Annotated in this window: 12 protein-coding genes; 2 read left to right on the forward strand and 10 right to left on the reverse strand. The window is 52.1% G+C overall.

The annotated features are described in order from the left end of the window. Positions 1-59 precede the first annotated feature (59 nt). A complete protein-coding gene (locus D0C16_RS13135) occupies positions 60-938 on the reverse strand; it encodes a TraB/GumN family protein (RefSeq protein WP_151032801.1) in 879 nt (292 codons plus the stop codon). Between the two features lie 252 nt (positions 939-1,190). On the opposite strand from D0C16_RS13135, the gene D0C16_RS13140 reads away from it, so the two are divergent. Together D0C16_RS13140 and D0C16_RS13145 are read left to right on the forward strand one after the other, a co-directional pair. Further along, positions 1,191-1,808, forward strand: coding sequence for a sigma-70 family RNA polymerase sigma factor (locus tag D0C16_RS13140; protein ID WP_225318669.1), 618 nt, complete (start codon positions 1,191-1,193; stop codon positions 1,806-1,808). Continuing rightward, on the forward strand, positions 1,805-2,470 hold the full coding sequence (locus D0C16_RS13145; protein WP_151032802.1) for a ChrR family anti-sigma-E factor: 666 nt from the start codon (positions 1,805-1,807) through the stop codon (positions 2,468-2,470). Before D0C16_RS13140 ends, D0C16_RS13145 begins: the two co-directional genes overlap by 4 nt. Here D0C16_RS13145 and D0C16_RS13150 read toward each other — a convergent pair. The 9 genes from D0C16_RS13150 to D0C16_RS13190 form a co-directional block, all read right to left on the reverse strand. Then, the gene (locus D0C16_RS13150) at positions 2,467-3,378 is read right to left on the reverse strand and encodes a lipopolysaccharide assembly protein LapB (RefSeq protein WP_151032803.1); all 912 of its coding nucleotides are present in this window, start codon (positions 3,376-3,378) and stop codon (positions 2,467-2,469) included. The two genes, D0C16_RS13145 and D0C16_RS13150, sit on opposite strands and share 4 nt — an antisense overlap. Next, positions 3,375-6,935, reverse strand: a complete 3,561-nt coding sequence (locus tag D0C16_RS13155) for a DUF4157 domain-containing protein (protein WP_151032804.1) — start codon at positions 6,933-6,935, stop codon at positions 3,375-3,377. Before D0C16_RS13155 ends, D0C16_RS13150 begins: the two co-directional genes overlap by 4 nt. Continuing rightward, the gene (locus D0C16_RS13160; RefSeq protein WP_151032805.1) at positions 6,932-9,064 is read right to left on the reverse strand and encodes an ATP-binding protein; all 2,133 of its coding nucleotides are present in this window, start codon (positions 9,062-9,064) and stop codon (positions 6,932-6,934) included. Before D0C16_RS13160 ends, D0C16_RS13155 begins: the two co-directional genes overlap by 4 nt. Then, positions 9,057-10,631 carry a hypothetical protein gene (locus D0C16_RS13165; RefSeq protein WP_151032806.1) on the reverse strand — a complete coding sequence of 525 codons (1,575 nt, stop codon included), beginning with the start codon at positions 10,629-10,631 and terminating at the stop codon, positions 9,057-9,059. The genes D0C16_RS13160 and D0C16_RS13165 overlap by 8 nt, the downstream gene beginning before the upstream one ends. A gap of 66 nt (positions 10,632-10,697) precedes the next feature. Beyond that, positions 10,698-12,620 carry a hypothetical protein gene (locus D0C16_RS13170; RefSeq protein ID WP_151032807.1) on the reverse strand — a complete coding sequence of 641 codons (1,923 nt, stop codon included), beginning with the start codon at positions 12,618-12,620 and terminating at the stop codon, positions 10,698-10,700. Positions 12,621-12,623: 3 nt separating this feature from the next. After that, a complete protein-coding gene (locus tag D0C16_RS13175) occupies positions 12,624-14,513 on the reverse strand; it encodes a hypothetical protein (RefSeq protein WP_151032808.1) in 1,890 nt (629 codons plus the stop codon). 2 nt (positions 14,514-14,515) lie between these two features. Further along, the gene (locus D0C16_RS13180; protein WP_151032809.1) at positions 14,516-16,585 is read right to left on the reverse strand and encodes a hypothetical protein; all 2,070 of its coding nucleotides are present in this window, start codon (positions 16,583-16,585) and stop codon (positions 14,516-14,518) included. Further along, entirely contained in the window at positions 16,582-17,532 is a 951-nt protein-coding gene (locus tag D0C16_RS13185) for a hypothetical protein (RefSeq protein WP_151032810.1), read from the reverse strand. Before D0C16_RS13185 ends, D0C16_RS13180 begins: the two co-directional genes overlap by 4 nt. Then, on the reverse strand, positions 17,529-20,072 hold the full coding sequence (locus D0C16_RS13190; protein ID WP_151032811.1) for a hypothetical protein: 2,544 nt from the start codon (positions 20,070-20,072) through the stop codon (positions 17,529-17,531). Before D0C16_RS13190 ends, D0C16_RS13185 begins: the two co-directional genes overlap by 4 nt. Between the last annotated feature and the right edge of the window lie 11 nt (positions 20,073-20,083).

Genomic DNA, 20,083 nt, shown 5'->3' on the forward strand with positions numbered 1-20,083 from the left:
AACGAACGCTCGCGTTGCACTGAACTTTTCAGCACAACCACAAGAGCGCTTTAGCAATACTATTTCTTTAAATCGAAGGGTTTTATTTGATATCCGCGGGCTTTTAAGGCGTTCAACAAACCGTCTTTGCCACCCAAATGCAATGCGCCCACTAGCACCAATTCGGTTTCCGGCGTTGCAAACATCGCCTCCAATTTTGGCAGCCAGGCTTGGTTGCGATTCACGAGCAGGTGCTGATAAATTTCCGGGGTTTGCTCGCGCATGTCGCTCGCCATTTCTTTGTCGAGCTTTTCCAAATCACCCTTGCGCCAAAACACCAGTGATTGGCTCATTACCTTATCGATTTTGCTTAAATCGCGCAGTGTAGATTTGATTACCTGATTTGCATCCAGATCAACCAACTCATTCAAGTGCGACAACACGTCTTCGGCCGACTCAAGCTCATGAATTGGTTTATTCACCAAACTCGCCTTTTGGTAAAAATACATATCCACCCCCTGCCCCAAGCCGTAACCGCGCTTCTGCATTTCCATAATCGATAACGACAGACTGACAAATACGGCCTTGAACATACTCATTTGGCCGAGCGGAAACTGGTTTTTATCGGCATAGTCTTGCAATTGTTGCCAGAGCTTGGGTTGCAGGTCCTGGGCGAGATTTTTGCCACCGGTGTACATAAACGCCTGCGCAAGCTGCTGGCCAAACTCCGGTGAGTTGGATTTTTTTAAATCAGTTTCCAAAACCAGGATTTGTGTTTGCTCATACGCCTGTTCGTATTCCGCAGGCAGGGGATAATCGCTATTGCGCAGCACATGGATAGTGCCGCCGAGGTAGATTTTTTGTTCGCCTTTGCTGATTTCGTAAAGACTGGTTTCCGCCACCGCACAGGTGGACAACAAACCGACACTAAACCCCAGGACAACCATTAATTTTTTCATGACTCACTCCTTGCCAGAGAAACCTAAGAGACTGCGGGCATAGGGCCTGGCATAGCCCCAGCGCGCACTCGCACTGTGTATTATTTAAATAATACACTAATACACAAAAAACCTCTTGGCAAGCCTTTTTACCTGCCCGCATCACGTGGCTGTACCCCACTGATCCAGCCCAAGCGCTTCAACGTATAAAGGGACCTAAACATTTTTCTTCTGGCAAGCAGCCCTTAACCAGCGATAATGAGGCATTAACTGATGACTGACGCAAAGGCCAGGTCCATGAATGACTCTACGACGGGTAGTGATATGCCCGGTGACGCGCTGCATTGGGCCGAAATACTTGGCCGGGTCGCGCAACAGGATGATCGCGCTGCGTTTCGGCAGCTATACACCTATTTCGCGCCCCGTATTAAGGCCTATGCGATTAACCAGGGCTTTAGCCAACATGCAGAGGTATTGGTGCAGGAGGTTATGACCAACGTCTGGCGCAATGCCGATAAATACTCGCCCGCGCTTGCTTCAGTTTCGACCTGGATTTTTACCATCACCCGCAACCAACGCATCGATCTGCTGCGTAAATTAAATCGCACGCGCGCGGAAGTCGTCATTGAGACAGAAGACCTCTGGCAAATACCCACTGAAGAGGACACGACCGTTTGTTCGATTCAGAATTTATCCACCGAAAAATTTGTTAATCATTCCATCAACAAATTACCCGAAGAACAAATGATTGCCCTGCGCAAAGTCTACTACGAGGGCAAGACTCACGAAGAAGTGGCAGAGGAATTGAATATTCCCTTAGGTACCGTGAAAGGGCGCTTGCGCCTTTCACTGCAAAAGTTAAGAGTTATGTTTGAGGCTAAAGAACTATGAACGCCTGGCACCCGGATGATATGACGCTGATGAACTATGCTGCGGGTAGCCTAAGCGCGCCCGAGGCATTGGCAATTGCGATGCACTTGTGTTTTTGTCATGAGTGCCGCACGCATGTGAAAAATTTCAACCATTTGGGCGGCGCATTGCTGGAAAACATTACGCCTGCAAGCACCGACGGCTCCAGTTTTGATGCGCTCATGGCAGAAATCGATAAAGACCTTCCAGCAATCAGGAACTCGCGCCCTGCTGCACCGGCTACACAAACAGCACCAGCGGCGCAAAATCCACTTCAAAAATACCTGCCTGAACCCTTGGAGAATTTATCCTGGCATCGACAAACCAAAGAAGTAAGTAAATACGATTTGACCAAACTACTCGGAACCAAAGGCTTTCAGGTAGCGCTGCAGAAAATTAAAGCCGGGGCAAAAATTCCTACTCATACCCACAAGGGTGTTGAGTATACGGTGATTTTAAACGGCGGCTTTTCCGATGAGCTCGGTGTTTATCACACAGGCGATTTTATTGCGCGCGATGCAAGCCATAAACACAGCCCCACGGCATTACAAAATGAAGATTGTATTTGCTTAACTGTGCTTAGTGCGCCGTTGAAATTTACTGGTTGGCACCGGATATTAAATCCATTTATCGCATGGAGCTAATGCAGCTCCGGCTCACCTAACGCACGGTCAATCACCGGCAAATAGCGGAGCACACGTTCGCCCGGCAGAGCAACTGCCTGCAAATAATCACGCTGCTCCGCTAATGCCAGCTTGTCATCCAATTCCAGCAGTACTAACGCGTAATCAACACGCGCGTCTTGATCTTCCGGCGTTAGGTCCAGCAAGGACTGAAAGAAGTGCGCCGCACTGACTTTATTGCCCAACGTCAACTCAACCAAACCACAATGTCGCAATAGCGATGGGTCTTGTGGATCTAGCTGCAAGGCGCGTTGAAAAATTTGTTGCGCATTGCCATAGTTTTTCATCAGCAACCAACAGATACCCAATTGCAGAAGCGCATTAAAATGTTGTGGTTGTTGCGCGACAACGCCCTGATAAATTTTTTCTGCTTCCGCAAACCTGTGCTGCGCTGCTATGGCAATTGCCATATTGACTTGATAATCCAGAAAATCCGCACGCAAATTGCAGGCCCGCCACCAACCATACTCGGCGCGCTGGAAATTGCCGCGAAGCAAATCTATACGCGCGAGGTTGTGCCAATGCTGTGGGTCATTGGCATCCAATGCGATGGCTTGCTCCAATAGCGTTAATGCTTTCTCCTGCTCACCGGTAGAAAAATAAATTTGCCCAAGGTTGGACATGGCCGTGGCATAGTCAGGGCTTATTTCAATGGCCTTGTGCAAATGCTCCAGCGCCAGCGGCCACTTGGCTTGCTGGCCGTAAACAAACCCCAGGTTGTTGTGCGCCGTTGCATTAATATCATCCAGGCTCAACACTGTTTTGTACGCATTTTCGGCGGCGAGTAAATTTCCGCGCACATGCGCATCTACTCCGGCGCGCAATTGTTGTTGGATTTGATTTTGTCTCAGAGCGTCAGTAGTCATCATGCAATCCTCGCTATCAGGCCACGCAGTAATTGATCCGTATCTATGTTAGGCACTTCAAATTGAACGTCATCGAGCGAAATATCAAAGGGCTCACCTTCGTGATAGTGAATGGGCAAGCGAATTCCAAAACGATAATCTGAACCGAAGGTATAAGAGGCAAATTGCCAGCGATTGTCATAAACTTCGAAACCCAATGCGCGTACGCTGACATAACCACCAATATCGAAGGTAAAACTGGGTTGGGCGTGTACCGCAATTTCGGCGCGAAGATCCAAACCGGTTGCTGGTGTCCACTCGACATGCACACCGGCTTCTGCTGCACCTTCAATACCCAGAGTTCCGCCAATATCCAAACCGCCGGTTGCACTGGCGCCGGTAATACCCAATCCAATTCCTGCACGCACCGACAAACGCAAACCGGCATTGGCAGGAATATTTAAATGGGCGTCTCCGGTAATTCGCGTTTGGTCTTCGTGTGCGGGATTGTAAGTGATCCCCAAACTCAAGCGATCCAAAACGCCCGGTCCAATACCAGCAGTAGCGCTCAAGCCGCCCCCCACTTCTGCAACAATGCCGGGAAATATGGGGGCTTGTACTGCTATGTTAAAAATCGATTTATTAATTTCTTTGCGCGCAAATATTTCTAACTGACTCGGCAAACCAATTTCGCCGGTAACGGTGACTTCGCCATTCGGCGCAAAACGCACTCCGGCAGTTCCTTGCAACCAAGGGGCGATTTGTAAGGTGAGTTGGCCGCCGCCGTAAATTACTAGCGGATTTCCCTCTGTAGCAGTTTCACTGAGCGAACCATCCGCATTAACCGTGCGATTAGTCACGCCCGCGTTCACGCGTCCGGACAACATACCGCGCGAATAATCAGCATTGGCTTCGGCGGTGAAAGTACCATCGTTGTAGTTAATCGTTAACTGGGAATTTACGCCTGGAATCGCAGGAACTGCTGTACCTGTTGCAGAAACCTTCCAAAGGCCGTCGCGCTTGTTTAACGTCACATCAACAGATCCGGATTGTAGCCCGGGAGTTTCATTATTTAATTGTAAATTGCCTCCGATAGTTAAGCCTTCTTGCTCAGTGTAGATAACCCGCAATCCCGCCTGTTGAACACCTGGTATTGCTGGTTGAATATCTCCTGTTGCTGAAAAGTTTCCGTCGGTGAAACTTACATTCAAATTTGCTCGTCGAATACCACGAATTTTATTGGGTGTATCTATACCTATTTCACCAGAGCCCCCAAATGCACCATTTCTATACCAAATACCGATGCGCGCGCGATCAAACAAACTGGTATCAAATGAAAAGTTACCGCTCGCAGAAAATCCACTTTCTTGCGATGCGGCTACCGACAAATTGCCCGCGCCCAGATTATTGATGCCAAAATCCAAACTACCCTCTGCACCGAACCCCTGTTGCACACTGTAAAAAAGCGCAATGCTGCTATCGTCAATCGAGACGCCCGGGATAGGCAAATTCAACATGCCAGTGTTGTATTGAATCTGGAAACGAATGTCATCTCCCTGTAGCACCAGACCAATTTGTGCGCGCGACAATAACGGAATCGTCGGAGTGGGAATTCGCCCCATCGAATAAAGTTCATTGTTGCGAATTTCGAACTCGGTAAATTCAACCGGGCTCAGATGATTAAAAGTGGTATTTAACGGCGGAATTTGCCCTGGCCCAGCACAATAAGGTCCAATCGCTTTTAATGGGATGGTTACAGCGGCACCGGATGCGAAACCCTGTGGCAAATTCCAAGTCCCCTGAATTGTTCCGACATCAGCCCCTTCTGTGCCAACTTCGACTTGATTGTTCAGATTGAAAGAATTAATGATTATCCCAGCAAAAGCGTTCTGTCCAGCTGGATCCGTTACTGCGATTGGAAAGCCTGTGTAGGAGTAACGACGAATTTCACTACCCCCTGGACCAGTCGCAAATACGAAATTCCCAGAGCTACCTTGCAACCGTGTCGCAGGTGCGGCTTGCAAAATATCCATGTGCGCCCCGGTTTCAATCTCGGCTTTAGTCCACCAATCAGCATCATCACCGCCGCGACCTGAACCACGAACCATTTCAGTGAAATTTATGGTATGGGCACTGAGAAAGCTGCGCCTGCGCGCTTTTTTAGTGTCTTCAGCGAGGGTGGCGAAATTACTGTCCTGCGCTCCCAGAAAATCAAATACTTTTTCGTATATTTTATTTTTTATGGTAGAACCAGAGCTTGCATTTGATGACCCTTTGAGCAACTCCATATTTCCAACGACGTTGCCAGAATTTCCAGTTGAATCACCATAGACTTGCAACTCGATCATGTGATCGACCTGGAATTTATTTTCACGAGTAGTTAACGCAACACCCCGCCTGTCCCAATCAGGGATCAACAATTGATTTCGCAACCCGCGCCATTGACCGCTGATTGGTGTTGGACTTCCCGGTAGTGAAAAATTTACCATCGCATGCGGGGAAGACGGTATCGTGAAGGTCGCATTCGGATTTGAACGTTGCAGCGACGCCTGTATTTTTTGCGCAATGATTGCCTCAGTTAAATTTACATCACGCTTCCAAACATCTATCTGTTGCTCGCTCGTGTTACGCGCATAGCCTGCCGCACGGCGCGCGCCATGTCCGGTGTAAAGTGCCGCGTGGCGGTGTTTTATTGGCGGCAACTCGAGTTTGCAGAGTTCATTCAACTTGGTTTCTGCATCTGAACCCGGGCTAACTGCAGGTGATGGAGCAGGTGTTACATCCCGCATTATCTTCCTTGTAACGCCACTCCCCTGCTGCACCACGTGCGTCAACTCATGGGCCAGCAAACGTTTGCCTTCTTGTGAATCCGGTGCGTATTCACCGGACGCGAAAAAAATATCACTGCCAACGGTAAACGCGCGTGCGCTTAATTGTTTACAGAGTGCATCGGCGGTTCCGCCGGTATGAATAGAGACAGAGGAAAAATCGTGATTGAATTGGCCTTCCAATTCCGTGCGCAATTGCTCTGGCAATTGCGCACCCTGGCCGCGCATCCCGGCAATTTGTTGTTCAACCTCTTCACTCACGCCCTGTTCGGAATTTGCTGCCGCGTCAGTAGCGGCTTCCGTCTCGGTTGATGGTACTTCAGTTTCTACCGGTGCAGATTCAGCAGCAGGTTCTTCCATGCGCGAGATTTTGGTTTGCAGGGATTGCGGGCTAGCGGCGTTATTTTCCGGCTTGGTATTGCCAGGATTTAATTTATTTTCCTCTGCAACAGGTGCTGCGCTGCGGCTAACCACTTCGTCGGCAACACGATCTGCCTCTTGTTCGTGGCTATCGCCCGGTTCACTGACACTGAGCTTGGTTTGCAAGCGAGGTTTTCGCTGCGCGTTGCCTTCTGGCTGCTCAGGCTCTGCGGTACGGTAAATTTTTTTCTGTAGCGCGGGAGTCTCTTCGGGGGTAGCGGTTGCTTTTTTGTTTAGCGCCTCATCGGAATTTTTTTGGGCACTGCGCTGCAGCGATTGTTTTTCTCCGCTGTCTTGCGCTGATTTTTTCTTGAGTGATTGAGTCTGGCTCATACTTGCACTGCCTTATCAGGCTGCGCCAGATTTAATTGATTGAGCAATTTAGGCGGTAGCGGCTTGCCGGATTTTCGGTATTCACGCGCAACGGATTGCAACAAACACGTAAAACTTAACTGTGACTGTTCGCTAACCGGCAACTCAGCCGCTGCTGCAAGAACCGCATTGCGAATAAACCCGCCACTTAAATCGCACAGACTCGCGAGGTGCATGCAAGCTTGCTCACCCGGGCTGCGCGCGCCCAAATGGTTTTGCCAGAGCTGCGCACGCTCATCCAATGCCGGGGAGTGGAATTCAATAACACGATCAAAACGCCGCATAAACGCGCCGTCCATACGCCCCAAGCCATTGGTTGTCATCAGCACAATGCCGGGATGCTGTTCAATACGCGCCAGTAAATAATTGGTTAACATGTTGGCAAAACGCTCGCCACCGCTATCGCCATCACCGCGTCTGGCAAAAAGCGCATCGGCTTCATCAATCAACAAAATAAAATCACCCGCCGCCGCCTCCAACATTAGCTGATGAATATTTTTTTCGGTTTCACCAATATATTTATTGAGCACCGCCCCCAGATCCAGACGATACACAGGGGTAGCCAATCGGTGCGCCAGGTAAAGCGCTGCGAGGGTTTTTCCGGTGCCGCTCTCGCCATATAAGAGCGCCTTCACACCACCGTGTCCACCGCCGACCACCGCCGCACCCAATTCACTAAATACCTGCTCGCGCTGTTCACATCGAACCTGCAACGCCTCAAGCTCCACGTGAATTTTTGGACTAAGTACCAACGCATCTGCCGCTACTTGGTTCGGCACCAGAAACGCGAGGTTTTGCAAATGTTCCGGCGCTAATTGCTGACGCGCCTGACCAATTGCTGCACGCAATTCTGCTGCGGGCTGTTGCCAAACCGATAACGGCAAGCTTGCCGCTAGAGCGGGAATTGTTTCCGGCGCAATGAGCCAACGCCGGCCAAATTCCTCGGCCTGGGCAGGCGGCACCCAGCGCCGCCAGGCAGTACAGCGCTCATCGCGAAGACTGCCGGGTAAATAATGGATCGCCACCGACTTATATTGTTGAAGCTCCGCCAGATCGGCGACGCTCAAGGGGGCGACATGCCATACAACGATAGGTGTGTGTTTTACATCGCAATTAAAATCAGCAGCGCAAGAAAAATCGTTTGGCTTCGGCAAATCACCAGATGCCTCGACAACCGGCAATAGGTTGTTTGCAATACATAACAAATTCATCCAGTGCAATGGGCAGCGCGCTGACGATAACACCGGTGTTTTATTTAAATTTTCAGCCAGAATTTTCACCCAACTCATCACCGCACCACGGCTGCCACACAGATGCAACTGCTGCAATTGTTCCAGACGAATAGCAACCGCAAAATCAGAACACTCTTTTGCCGTTCGAGTATTCACAGCATTACGAGTATTCACACCATTAGAGGGAGTGCCCCGGTAAACCTCACCGGGGTATTGGATAACGCTAAAAAATTCATTGCGAACAGTGGTCGCCGCCGTAACACCTTGCAGCCATTGCCAATCGCGAATATTGAATTCCACCCAGGCTAGCGCCAAAGGCCCCGCCGAATGCAATTGCAAAACGCTGCTGTGCAACCAATGCCACTGCGCCATTTCGGTGGGAGAAACCCTATGACCACAAATTGCCTCTACCAGATCGCACAGTAAATACAATCTGGGCCAGGCATTTTGCTGTGTGCCTTGCAAGGTTTGCAGCGCGAGATTTAATTCGTAGTAATCATTCAGTACCGCACAAAAGCCCAAAACAAATAGTTGCGCTTTTTCCAAAGCACCTTGCTCCACCAAACGTCGCACACCCGGAGACAAATCCAATTGCGCCAGCGTCAACTGATGCAAGTATGTCTCCATAGTTGCACTCGTACACTGCAAATGTGCCGCCAGCTCTTGCGACCATGAAGCTGGCAAATAATTTACGTCAATTGCATTATTTTCTTTCGTATTAACGTCTACTGCAGTTATTTGCGTTTGCATGAACCAGCTGAGACTACCGCGAACCCACAGCTCCAGATTTAATTCCCGGCTTATTTTTGGCGGTGTTAGCACTGCTGGCGACCTTAGCGACGTAACGAGATCATTCATTAGGTAAACCTCCCTCGGCAGCAGGCAACTCAGGGTAATGGCCAAAGTGAAATTGGATAACCCGCCCCAAACCGGGAACCCAACCGGGGTTGATATCCAAACCCGCAAGGCGCAGTGCTAAGCGCACACAGGATTCGTGAATATAAATTTGGATGTAACCCTGCTCCACCCACACCCGCGCCGGCACATTCACCCAGGTGTAATCGTCAATCTGAAATTTTTCCAAACGTGCTTGCAAATACATGCGTGCTGCGCGTAATTCTGCAGTTGGAAATAGATTAGTCGTTTGATGAAGCTCGATGTCATCCAGACCGCTAATTTCTACCAACAATTGCTGCAGCGATTTATCCGGTGGCAATCGCCAAACCGAACAACACTCCGCATAAAGCTGTGCAATCCACAACCAGGGCGATAAGGGAACCGGTAAATTAACCAAAGCGGGATAGTCGCGCAGCCAGTTGAGCAGATACAAAAAGCCGGCGTGCCGAATGTAGCGATAAGTTAAAGGTGTATTGAATTCAGACTGCTCACATTGTGCTGGGCCCGTTGTTGCCACTTGCTCGTGACCTTGAGGAATGGAACCTTGCGCGTTTACATCTGCAAGGGGGCGCGCTGGTGGCAATACAGCATCCTTGGTGTCGCTCATACCGACTGCTGCATTTCCTGATTCAGCACCGACTGATTCTGCCAGCATGTTTGCAACCTGTGCGGATTTTTTATCAGCACTCGGCTCAGCGTTTTCGGAGGTAAAATTTTTCGCCTTCGACGAAAAGGCGCCCGCTAAATTTAATGCGCGTACATTTTCGCCTAACACCCGAAACCACAAGACCCACGCCGAAGGCTGTTGCAACTGTTGCGGCGAAAACTTCCACAACCCCAAACAGATAACTAGTTGCAATGCAAGTTGTTGCGCAGAAGCACTCGATATTTCCGCCAACAATGGCAGCATTGCTTTTATCCACCGCGTTTGCACAGGAGGCAAAATGCGGGACTTGTTGTCCGCTCCAACATCGTCACCTGTTGAACCAAGTGATCGAGCAAAAAGAACCGGATTTATCGCTAAAAAAAGCTGCATCTCTTCAACCAACTGACGCAACTCCATTTCAGTTAAACGGGCAAACAAGGATGCAAGTTGCTGTTGCTGCTGTAACTGCTGCAAGACATCGGGAATCAGAACCGGACGGTGTAGCAAGAGCGCAATGGGTTTCGCGATCACCTGCGTTTGCGCTAGCCAGGATTGTTGATACCAAGGCGATTGGTTCCGTTGTAAATTGATGATGACTTGTGCAATCAATTGTGCTTCGCACGCAAACATAATCAGGTTACTGTCATCGCTAACGGTATTTGCCTGCGCCGCCGAATGATATTCAGCGTCGCATTCTTGAACCAGCTTGCTTGCCATCGTCCACCAGGGTGATTTCACTTCCAGACGCCGGATAAAAATAATGCGTTGGTCATCATCTCCTGGCCACCGCTGCGCATCCAGCGACGCCAGCAAACTCGCTTTCTCGCGCGTATCACCACGCAAGACTAAACGATGAATTTGCACACCGGCCAGATTGCTCATTGCAGTTACCTGTTAGGATTTTCGTTTACGATCTACTTCTTGCAACCTACGTTCAGGCAAAAATTTCTACACCAAACTGCGCACCGACGCTTTAGCACCTACCAGTGAAAATTGCGCGTCCGGTTTTACTGCGTTGGAGTTGTATACCTGTGCGATACGCAGAATTGCACCGCGCTCGTCGGCATCTTCCACATGCAACTTGCCAATAAGTTGATCCTGCTCATTAACCAGTTGCAATTCGGTACCTATAGTCGCGTGGCGATTCAGGGTCGCGCGCACTAATTCCCCAGTCCGAAACTGTGTTGGCAGCACTTGCAAATATCCGTGCAACATTTCTTTGGGGTCATCACCCACTGCAACCATAAGTGCCGCGCGCAATAAATTGCGTAGTGTGGTAACCGCTGCACTGCTGGCGCCGTCATTTAATTGCCGCCACCACCAGTTCACCAACTCCACCAAGGTGCGCATTTCACTCAAGTCGGCGAGCTTGGCCTGTTGCATGCCAGGCCAGGTGTTAGGTTGACGCAAATCCAGCTGATCCAATTCTGCCGCGTTAGCCCAGTCCAGGCGCAAACTGGGTGTTACTGCCTGCAAACTGTTGAGCAGTAAATGCGTAGCTTGATCCAGTTGATTGCGGAAAAATTGCGCGCGTCCACGCAACTGGTGTGGAGCGCCAGTTAATAAATCTTCCAAAGAAATAATTTGCACCGCTTCGCGATAAAAGGCTTGCAGCGAATTTTCACCGAGAAAATGAAAGCGCGCGTAATCCTGCAGAATGCTTTGGTGCGACTGCATGATATTGAAAAATTTGCCATTAACCTGGCGCGACTGTCCGGCGAGATAATTCAGCCGCAAGCGTCTGCTTTCCAGCCATTTCAGTACCGTCAGGCGCGCCGGTAATTGGCTCCAGTAGGGATTGAAAAATTTCCACTGGGCGATAGGCATATCAGCAATCGTTTCGATATAGGGCTCGATATCGTCGGGTAATTCCAGGTGGCTGATCGCCGTGCCCGGCACCAAGTCTTCCAAGGTGCCGTAGCGCAAATCCACATCCAGCAAGGTGGATTTTCCTACCGGTGTCTCACCGACACGGGCAAAGTAAATACCGCGATGATGAGTGAGAATTTTTTCGCGTTTTACATACGCGGCTTCTACCTCTCGCCAGTTTTCTTCTACCAACGATGCCACCATTTTGCTTTCACCCAGTGCTTTTAGGCGCACTTGGTTTAGATTTTCCAACTCTCGTTGGCGCTCCGGAATCTCCAGATCAAGTTTGGTTAGCAAATTGCGCTTGGCTACCAACGCGCGACTCAAGTTTTCCTGCAGCCGCATTAGCACACCGTGCAAGCTATCCATCTCGCGAATATCGTTGCGCATATTGCTGCCAACCGAAAATAGCCCCGCCGAGTACAAAGATGCCGCTGGGGCTTTTTCCGTATTTTCTGCTTTATCAAGTTGAAGTGTTACATCGGCCACCGTCTTCAAGGGTATATCAACCGGATTTTTAGCCGCATCCTGATAGGTGACCGTTGCCAGCGACACTTTATTGTCAAATGACGTCCAAAAATCCGCTTTGATTCCCAGCTGTTCTACATCATTGCGCGCACTAATGTCGTCCATCAACTTTTTCGCTTTGGCAATAATCGCATCATCACCTTTAAGCCGGCTGCGCAGGCTGGCAATACCGGCCAGTGCATCCACCAGCAATTGCCGCGAAGGGTCAATATGCCCCAGCACACCAAATTCTTTGGGGACCACTTGCACAATTTCTTTTACCGGCAGAACTTCATTTCTATTAAAGATTTCCTGCACTTGTGGGCGAAAATTAATTAACTCATCAATTGCACGCGATGGTTTTATGGTAACCAGGTTTTTTTCCAGTAGCGTTTCTTTAGCCGGTGTAAACGTAAAGTTATTTACGCCGCTAATCGCATTAAAGCCACCTATGCCGGCAAAACCCGTTAAATCAGTTTTAAATTTATCGGCCATGATTTAGCTCTCCGTAGTTTTAACTACAGCGGAAGTCGTAAATTTCAGTTTGTCCGACAACCGGAATAATTTCAGACCAGTGCCATCGCCGGGTATACCACCCGCCAGCGACGAGAAAGACACAGTAATTGAATCCAGTTGCTGCCGCTGCGAGCTCAGATAATCGCGAACCTCATCAATGAGCTGATTGGTGCGTACAATAAATTGTTCAATCTCCTCTATGTCCTCGCGGGTATCGATACGTTGGGCGATAAGCCCATCACCTGCGGGAAATAACGGATCGCTGTAAGGTTCTTCCTTCAATTCCGCGATCACCTGATCACACAGACTCCAGGGACGCGGTAATTTTTTGTTATCGACCGTAAACGGATTATTGATGGGAAAACCTAATTCGCGGCAACGCTCTATTTTTAATCCCCGCAAAAGAGCCGCTGCGTTTTGTGGCTTGGGCGAGATATCGGGAATTGCCAATTCACGCCGCAAACTGCGTTCGGCCGTTAAATCCGGAAAGGCGTTATGGGGAATATGGCTGATATACAGGGACGAAAAAATTGCCTTTGTTTTTAACGTAAGATCGGCCAATTTTTTAGGCGCTCGCACTTCAATTTTGAAATATAGATTCCAATAGGCTTCCGCCCAGGTTTTGTACGCGAGATACGCCTGGTACTGGGTTTTCGCCAAATCGTCTTTCACCAGGGTTTTATCAATTTCCGGCAGATTAAATAGTTGCGGGTGGTAATCGTCCGGATTCACCGCAACCATCAAGCGAATACGATCCATGTCTGCACCGCTTAAATCAATCACGCCGCGCGCCAGCTCCTGACGCACCACCCCCAGCACACTGTTAGCTGGCACCGGCACTATTTCAATTTGCAAACCGTGTGCGGCAAATTGCAACGCCGGGCGCTGCCATTGGGTAAAATCCACTTGGCTGACTTTGCCGGCAATATTGCTAATTAATTGCTCGGGAAATTTACCTGCCGCAGGCAGATAATCCAGATCTAATAATTCCTGCAGATTTTTTTCCGGCGCAATCTCAGCGGCAGCACCATCCAAACGGAAACGCGCTGGCGCTTTGAGAATACTATGCCAGTAATCCAACATCGCCAGCTGCACCGCATTCTCGCGGGCAAGCAATCGCCCTGCTTGCGCATCGACCCATTCAGGCTCGCCGGCGTTAATTTTTACCAGCGCCAGTTTTACTTCGTGGGGATTTTCGGCCGCAAATACGCCTGCATCCGGATCAGGAAAATCCTCGGGCGCGAGCGGATTATTTTCCCAGGGCAATGGTTGTGTCAGCGGATGCGCAACCAGCAGGGCATTAAACACGCGCATGGCGACGCGTTGCCGGCTTAACGCCATCCAACCACTGGCAAAAGGCAGCGGCTGCAAATTTAGTTGTGCGAGCGTTGCCACACGGGTATCGCGCAATGGGTCCAATTCTGTTCGCGTACAGGGGTCGGTTTTTTTCAGTTCATCAAGAACGCGTACTTGCCGACGCAGCGTGAGAAAATAAAAACCATCGGGCAGATTGGCGAGCGGCGCTTCACCGGTGGCCGCTGTACGGGCCAGGTATTCATCGCGTAATTCATTCCAACGCAAATGAATCGGTGTGCGATTGCTGACAACACGGCCCGACCAACTCACCCCCAGGCCAGGATTAATTCGCCAGGAACTATGGGTTAATTCATTTTTATCGCGCGGTACAAGCACCTCCAAACCATAAACAATGCCGGGTTGGCGCGCGACCAATAAATCTTCGCAGCGTTCGTCCACGTAGCGCTGCATGAGCGCAAATTCCTGCTGCGATAAACTGCGGCCAGCAAAAAAATGTAACCGCTGGGTATCTGCTGCACCATAGACGGGAGAAATGACAATTGACTGTTCAGCCATAATCAACCCCCTCTGCGACGCAAGGCGGTTAGGCGTTTTTTCCAGGCCGCTTGCAATTCGGTGGGGAAACCGTTGCTCTCACCAAATTTCAACATCAATTCCAGGAAACTGATCGATGCATCCGCCAACAAATGTTCGCGCAGTGCTTTGGGTTGATCTTTTTCAAACACAAATAACAAACTTGGCCAATTAAGCGCGTCATAGGCGGCCGGCATCAGTACCAACAATTGCACCAGCTGCTGTTGAGCATCGCTGTTGCGACCCAGCGTTTCCAATAATTTTTTCTGTGCTTCTTCTGCTTCAGCTTCATTGGGGATGCGCAGTTTTGCGAGGAGTTCCATGCTCTCCCACTGCACCGATTGCGATTCCAGTAGCGTCACCATAAAAGTTCGCACTTGTTGTGCATCCTGCTGCGCTTCCAACGTATTGGCCTGGCTGCTGGCTAATTGTTTTTGCGCAATGTCCAACGCTTTTTTATGGCTGGCGATTTGCTGATTTAACGCCTCTATTTCTTGCAGTGCCGCGGTCAGATCCGCGCTCGAAGCACTGCTTTCCTGCAACGCAGTTAATTCAGCCTTGGTGGCTTCAAGCGCATTGTTCAGCTCGATAATTTGTTGGCTTAATAGCTGATTATTCGCCAACGCCAGTTGATGTTGGTTGATGGTACTGGCCAGATTTTTCTCCATGGTTTCAACGCTTTTTTTCGCAGCTTCCAGTTGCTCCAACAACACACTGGAATTTTTTAATTCTTCCAGTGTGCCAGTAGCTAACACCACGGCACTGACCTGGGTTTCGGCAACGCGAATGGGCCGACGCACATAAAAAACCCGGCTTGCTTTAGACCAGATATTTTTCCACAGCGATGGGTTATCACTGGCGGCGCTGTTGAGGCGGGCACTGCCCAGAAAAAATTCGTCCAGATGCGGAGGCTGGGCAAAATCTTCTTTCTGTCCCGCTACCTTGTCCGCTAAATGCTGCAACTGGCGCGCGACTGTGGCGAATTGCAAATCGTCCAGCACTACCGCAACCATGATGTCCACATCCCGCTCGCGCTGCAGGTCGATCGGCTCCAACATCATGCTCTGCTGCACCACGGCGGCAACATCGTCTTCACGCAGGGGCGAAATGCTGACTTCATAACCAGCGGGGAAAAAATGCTGGTAGCCGTTTTCCGGATCTATGGCGCCCTTGGGAATCGCACCTACCGGCGGTAGTACCGAGAAATAACGTGAGGCCAAAAACTGGTCGCGGTTGGGCAATACCTGACGCTGTGCCAGAAGCGCGCGCAGCAATTCGTCGTAGTGGTTGTATAAATCGATTTGCACATAATTCAGTGCTTGCGCGCTGCGGAAAGGTCGCCGCAACAAACCCTGGTCAAACCACTGGGGCATGCCCCGCTCTACTGCCAACAACCCGAGCGCCACCGAACTTTCATCCAGACCCACCGGTTGACCGGGATTATTGACCAACAATGGACGCACCAGCTGCGCACGGGCGTAGAGGGCAATCTCATCTGCCGGCATCTGTTGCAAGTGTTGCAAGGGCAGTGGCTGCGCCAACTTTTGCAGCGCGAACTCGACCCCCTCTTCATAGGCGTTGAAGTAAAAACCGCGCTGGCTTTCCAGATCTTTGGGGAAGACTTCGGCCGTGCCTACCCCTTTTTGCGCATAGCGAATCACTAGCGCATAGAGCCCTGCCGCCAAGGAACGGAAATTGGGATTGAAGCTGTTGAGCAGTGCATCGTCCGTCAGCTTGAGCCCTTCGATGTCGGTTTCCAGTTCCAGTACCCGCCCCGAGGGCGCAATCGCAAGGCCCGCCTGGATGTCCAGCCCACCCTGGGGATTGAGCCGGACCTGCAGGCCGCGAACAACACCCTGCCCCAATACCCGCCCGACTTCACACAGGCGTTCGTCCAGATAGAACTGGTCGCGCACCAGATCCGAGGCCTTGAGCAAGCGGCCATCGTAGTAGTGAGTACGCGACAGTTTCGGGTCCAGGCTGGCGGTGCTGCTGAGGCTGGCCTGGGTTTCAAAGGTCGCCATAGGATTAAACGGGCTTTCGAGAAAACTCATGATGCAATCTCCTGCAGGTACAGCCAGCGCAACTGGTCAGGGGTGGTGATAAACGGACGAATGAGGTTGTTAATGCGAATCGCCTTGGGATGCAAAATCGGGCTTATCAGCGGCTGCTCGGGTTTTGGTGGGCGCAGCGGCAGTTCGATCACCGCCAGCAGCACGCGCGCCAGTTCTTCGTATTGCCCCTGCAGCTCAAGCGCGCCCACATCGCTGCGCGGGCCATAGAGCTGTTGCGCTTGCAGCTGCGCCAGTTGCTGCGCCTGAACATCGGTCAGGCCAGCCAGGTAATCGCGCTCGCTGGTTGTCAGCGGGCCGTCCACCGCGGCGGTGTTTACGGCGTTCTGCGCCAGGCCGGCGCGGGTAAATGCGGTGCTCGCGACCGGCAGCGCGCCGGGCAGTATTTCCAAGAGGAGTGCATCTTTAGCGCGGCTGGGCTGTACCGGATCTATGCCACTGTTGATAGTGCGCGCCATCACCGGCTGCAGCCCCGAGGAGGCGCTTTGATAGCGGATGGTGACACTCAGTTGGATGGCCTCTTCGCCGACTTTTTTGGCGTTGGTGAGGAAGGCGCTGTCACTTTTTTGTTGGGCCGCGAGCCAATCGCGCAAGTTGACGCAATAGGGTTCGTGGCACAGCAGCTCGCGCCCAAGGCCATCGATGGCAATACCCGGGCTAACCACCAGGCGCAGGCTCTGGTCTTTGCCCTCTTCCACTTCCACCGCCGAAACCTGCTTCACGGCCAACCCCAACAGGGTGCCCGCCCCCTGAAACCAGTACTGCAAGCGATTGACCCGCTGGCGGTGATAGCGCTGTTCGGCGTTGATGGCCTCCAGGCTGAGCATCATCCCGGCGGCGTAATTTACCCGCTCCAGCGGCTGGGCCAGTTGGGCGTCCAGCTCCAGTTTTTCGCTCAGGGCTGTGTCTGAAAATGAAGCCTGGCTCATAGGGTTGCTCCTTTGGCAGTTAAGGCGGAGTTGGCGGGTGCAGAGGTGAGTTGATCGCGCGGTGAAAAGCTGGCGTTGTTGCGCACCAGACCCTCGCGCCCCAACCAGGTGTCGTCCAGCACTACACGGCGCGCGGCGCGCGCGGGCTCCAGGTAGGTATCTATGCCCAGCAAGGGCGACAAACCCAACACGAAGGGCTTGTCGGTTTGAATAATTTTCATGTTGAGCGCCGCCGGCACATAGGCCTTTAGTACCTGTTCAATACTGGCCAGATGCGGGAAGGCATCGCGATGCACCAGCAAACTCAAGCGCTGGGCGTAGTCATCAATCAACCGGCGCGCGACAGCCTGGTCACTTTGATTCAACAACTCCGGCGCCAACAAGGCGACAAAGTCCCGCGAGCTTTCATCGCTCAGGATCAGCGTTTGGCCCACCCGCGAATTTCCACTCTGACGAGTACCCAGAGTGAGCGGATTGGTCGCATCGTCCATATCGATTCCGAGAATAGTGGCGAGGGTGCGACGCATCAAATAGTTCTCCAACGGAATCACCTGACCACGTCCCAGGGCGCCGTCGGTGGCAATGTCCAACGCCAGACAGAGCGCGCGCAGGGTGCCCTTCCAACGCTGCAACTCGCTGATGCAAGCAAGCCATACTCGCTGGCGCGGCTCCGGCCAATGAGCAGGCAATTGCTCGCCCAACATGGCCGCCAATACCGGCAACTGGGCGGCGGGAGCCCCTTGCGGTAACAACCAGGATTCCGCGCAGGCAATACGCCGCTCCAACGGGCTAAACAAACCATCGAGCGAGCTCAGCAACCGCTCGCGAAAATCCGCACCATTGGCAGCAACCGGCGCTGTGGTATTGTTCAAATCCGCGTCCAGCGGCGGTAGCTCCAGAGCATCCGGATCATCGCCCGACAAAGGCTGGGACAGCTCGACCGACTCCTCCTGCCGGAACAGTGGCGGTAGGAATTGTTCCTGCCAGGATTGACGCGGGTAGCAAACGCGCAAGCACTCAATCACCGGGGTGTGGCGGCCATCGCCGTACATTTCAATTTCCAGTTGCAGGTAGCGCCCGCGAATATCACGCACCTTGCCATCGCGGCGCTGCAACAGGATTTCGAACACACCCTGGTGACTTAGTCGGGAGTTAAAACGGCTTTGGTAAAACGGCAACTCGCTCGCCAGCGGTAACTTGAGCGGCGCGGGCTGCAACTGCCAGTCTTTGGGGGCATGGGCAAAGTCCTCATAGGCGTTCACCCACACCCGCAGGCTGCAACCGCTGGGAATACTGGCATCCAGGTAGATCCTGTCCCACCAGGTGTCCGGCGCGCCGCTGTCCAGAATGCGGGTCAGGCGCGCGCGCCCTTCACTGCGATAGCGGGTTTGCGGCAGGGGAATTACCCGTGTAGGGCCGGAGTCGGGCAGGTAGCGGATGGAGGAGGGATCGCCCTGCACAAAGCGCACACTCCGTTGGCTATGCATGGGATAGGCACGCGCTTCCAGGCTAAGTTGTTTGCCGTCCGGCTGCGCAGGGTCAATCAACAAGCAGACGAAGTCGCAGTGCTTGACCACTTCCGGCGGGGTATAAAATTGGGCAAAGACCCGGTCAGTCTCGGTTGATGCGATATCCATGACCAAAGGCAAGCCAGGCAAGAGGCCAGACAAAAGTCGACGCGCCGGGGCTGCTTTATACTGCGCCAGCAGCAGGCTGTAGAGTTCCTGGGTCTGGTTAGCGCTGTGCAAAAGCAGCAGGTGCAACTGCTCGGCGTTGGCACACAGCGCCATAAGTTCATGGCCGAGCGGAAGCGGCAAGTGATCCACCAACCGCAGCGGGTGGGGGTTGATATGAAGCGGCTCGAACCTGTCTGCCCAAGGGCGATAATCCTGCGGCAGCGGCTCGCCTTCAAATAACAGTAGATGGCTGTCGCTCGCCACCCAGATGCGATTGAACAAATCCACCCAGCAGCGTTTGGGCTGCCCCCAATCGGCCAACGGCCAATGCAGGCTCAACTGCCAGCGCCGCGCCAGATGCACCACACGCAGGCCCACTTCACCAGCGCTATCCGCCTCAAGCAGCGCTACTCGTCCATCACCCCCCAGGTGTAAATCACTAAACTTGCAACCCGCTTTCGCCGTCACCGGCTCCAGAATTAGCTCCGCCAAGGTATCTACTTGCAGCTGCTCGCTGTTCACCAGAACCGGCCCACAACCATCGAGCTTGGCGAGGGTTGCGCGCTCTGCCTCGGGCAGCTGCTGGCGCCGATCAAACTCGGCTTTTTCCTCCCAGCTTCGGGCGTAATACAACTGCCGCTGGTCGGGAGAGATAAAGCCCAGTTGCTGGAACTGATCCATCGCCAGGGGCTGCGCTTTTGCCCAGGTGGCGAGCGCGAGTGCCTGGCCTTGGCTGGGCAAACGCGGCTGGTGGTTAATCGCCAGGTGAAACAGCTGCTCACGGGTATTCCACACGCACCGCTGACGCTGGTGAGTGCGGAAATCGTCCAGGCTGTTCAACACAAAATAGCGAGTGGGGTCCATAGCGCGACTCA

It is taken from the genome of Cellvibrio sp. KY-GH-1 (assembly GCF_008806975.1).
GTDB lineage: Bacteria > Pseudomonadota > Gammaproteobacteria > Pseudomonadales > Cellvibrionaceae > Cellvibrio.

Bases quoted from the DNA above. Each gene is read 5' to 3' on its own strand.
- D0C16_RS13175 (WP_151032808.1), bottom strand. From the start codon at position 14,513: ATGGCTGAACAGTCAATTGTCATTTCTCCCGTCTATGGTGCAGCAGAT.
- D0C16_RS13135 (WP_151032801.1), bottom strand. From the start codon at position 938: ATGAAAAAATTAATGGTTGTCCTGGGGTTTAGTGTCGGTTTGTTGTCC.
- D0C16_RS13145 (WP_151032802.1), top strand. From the start codon at position 1,805: ATGAACGCCTGGCACCCGGATGATATGACGCTGATGAACTATGCTGCG.
- D0C16_RS13160 (WP_151032805.1), bottom strand. From the start codon at position 9,064: ATGAATGATCTCGTTACGTCGCTAAGGTCGCCAGCAGTGCTAACACCG.
- D0C16_RS13140 (WP_225318669.1), top strand. From the start codon at position 1,191: ATGACTGACGCAAAGGCCAGGTCCATGAATGACTCTACGACGGGTAGT.
- D0C16_RS13155 (WP_151032804.1), bottom strand. From the start codon at position 6,935: ATGAGCCAGACTCAATCACTCAAGAAAAAATCAGCGCAAGACAGCGGA.
- D0C16_RS13170 (WP_151032807.1), bottom strand. From the start codon at position 12,620: ATGGCCGATAAATTTAAAACTGATTTAACGGGTTTTGCCGGCATAGGT.
- D0C16_RS13185 (WP_151032810.1), bottom strand. From the start codon at position 17,532: ATGAGCCAGGCTTCATTTTCAGACACAGCCCTGAGCGAAAAACTGGAG.
- D0C16_RS13190 (WP_151032811.1), bottom strand. From the start codon at position 20,072: ATGGACCCCACTCGCTATTTTGTGTTGAACAGCCTGGACGATTTCCGC.
- D0C16_RS13165 (WP_151032806.1), bottom strand. From the start codon at position 10,631: ATGAGCAATCTGGCCGGTGTGCAAATTCATCGTTTAGTCTTGCGTGGT.
- D0C16_RS13180 (WP_151032809.1), bottom strand. From the start codon at position 16,585: ATGAGTTTTCTCGAAAGCCCGTTTAATCCTATGGCGACCTTTGAAACC.
- D0C16_RS13150 (WP_151032803.1), bottom strand. From the start codon at position 3,378: ATGATGACTACTGACGCTCTGAGACAAAATCAAATCCAACAACAATTG.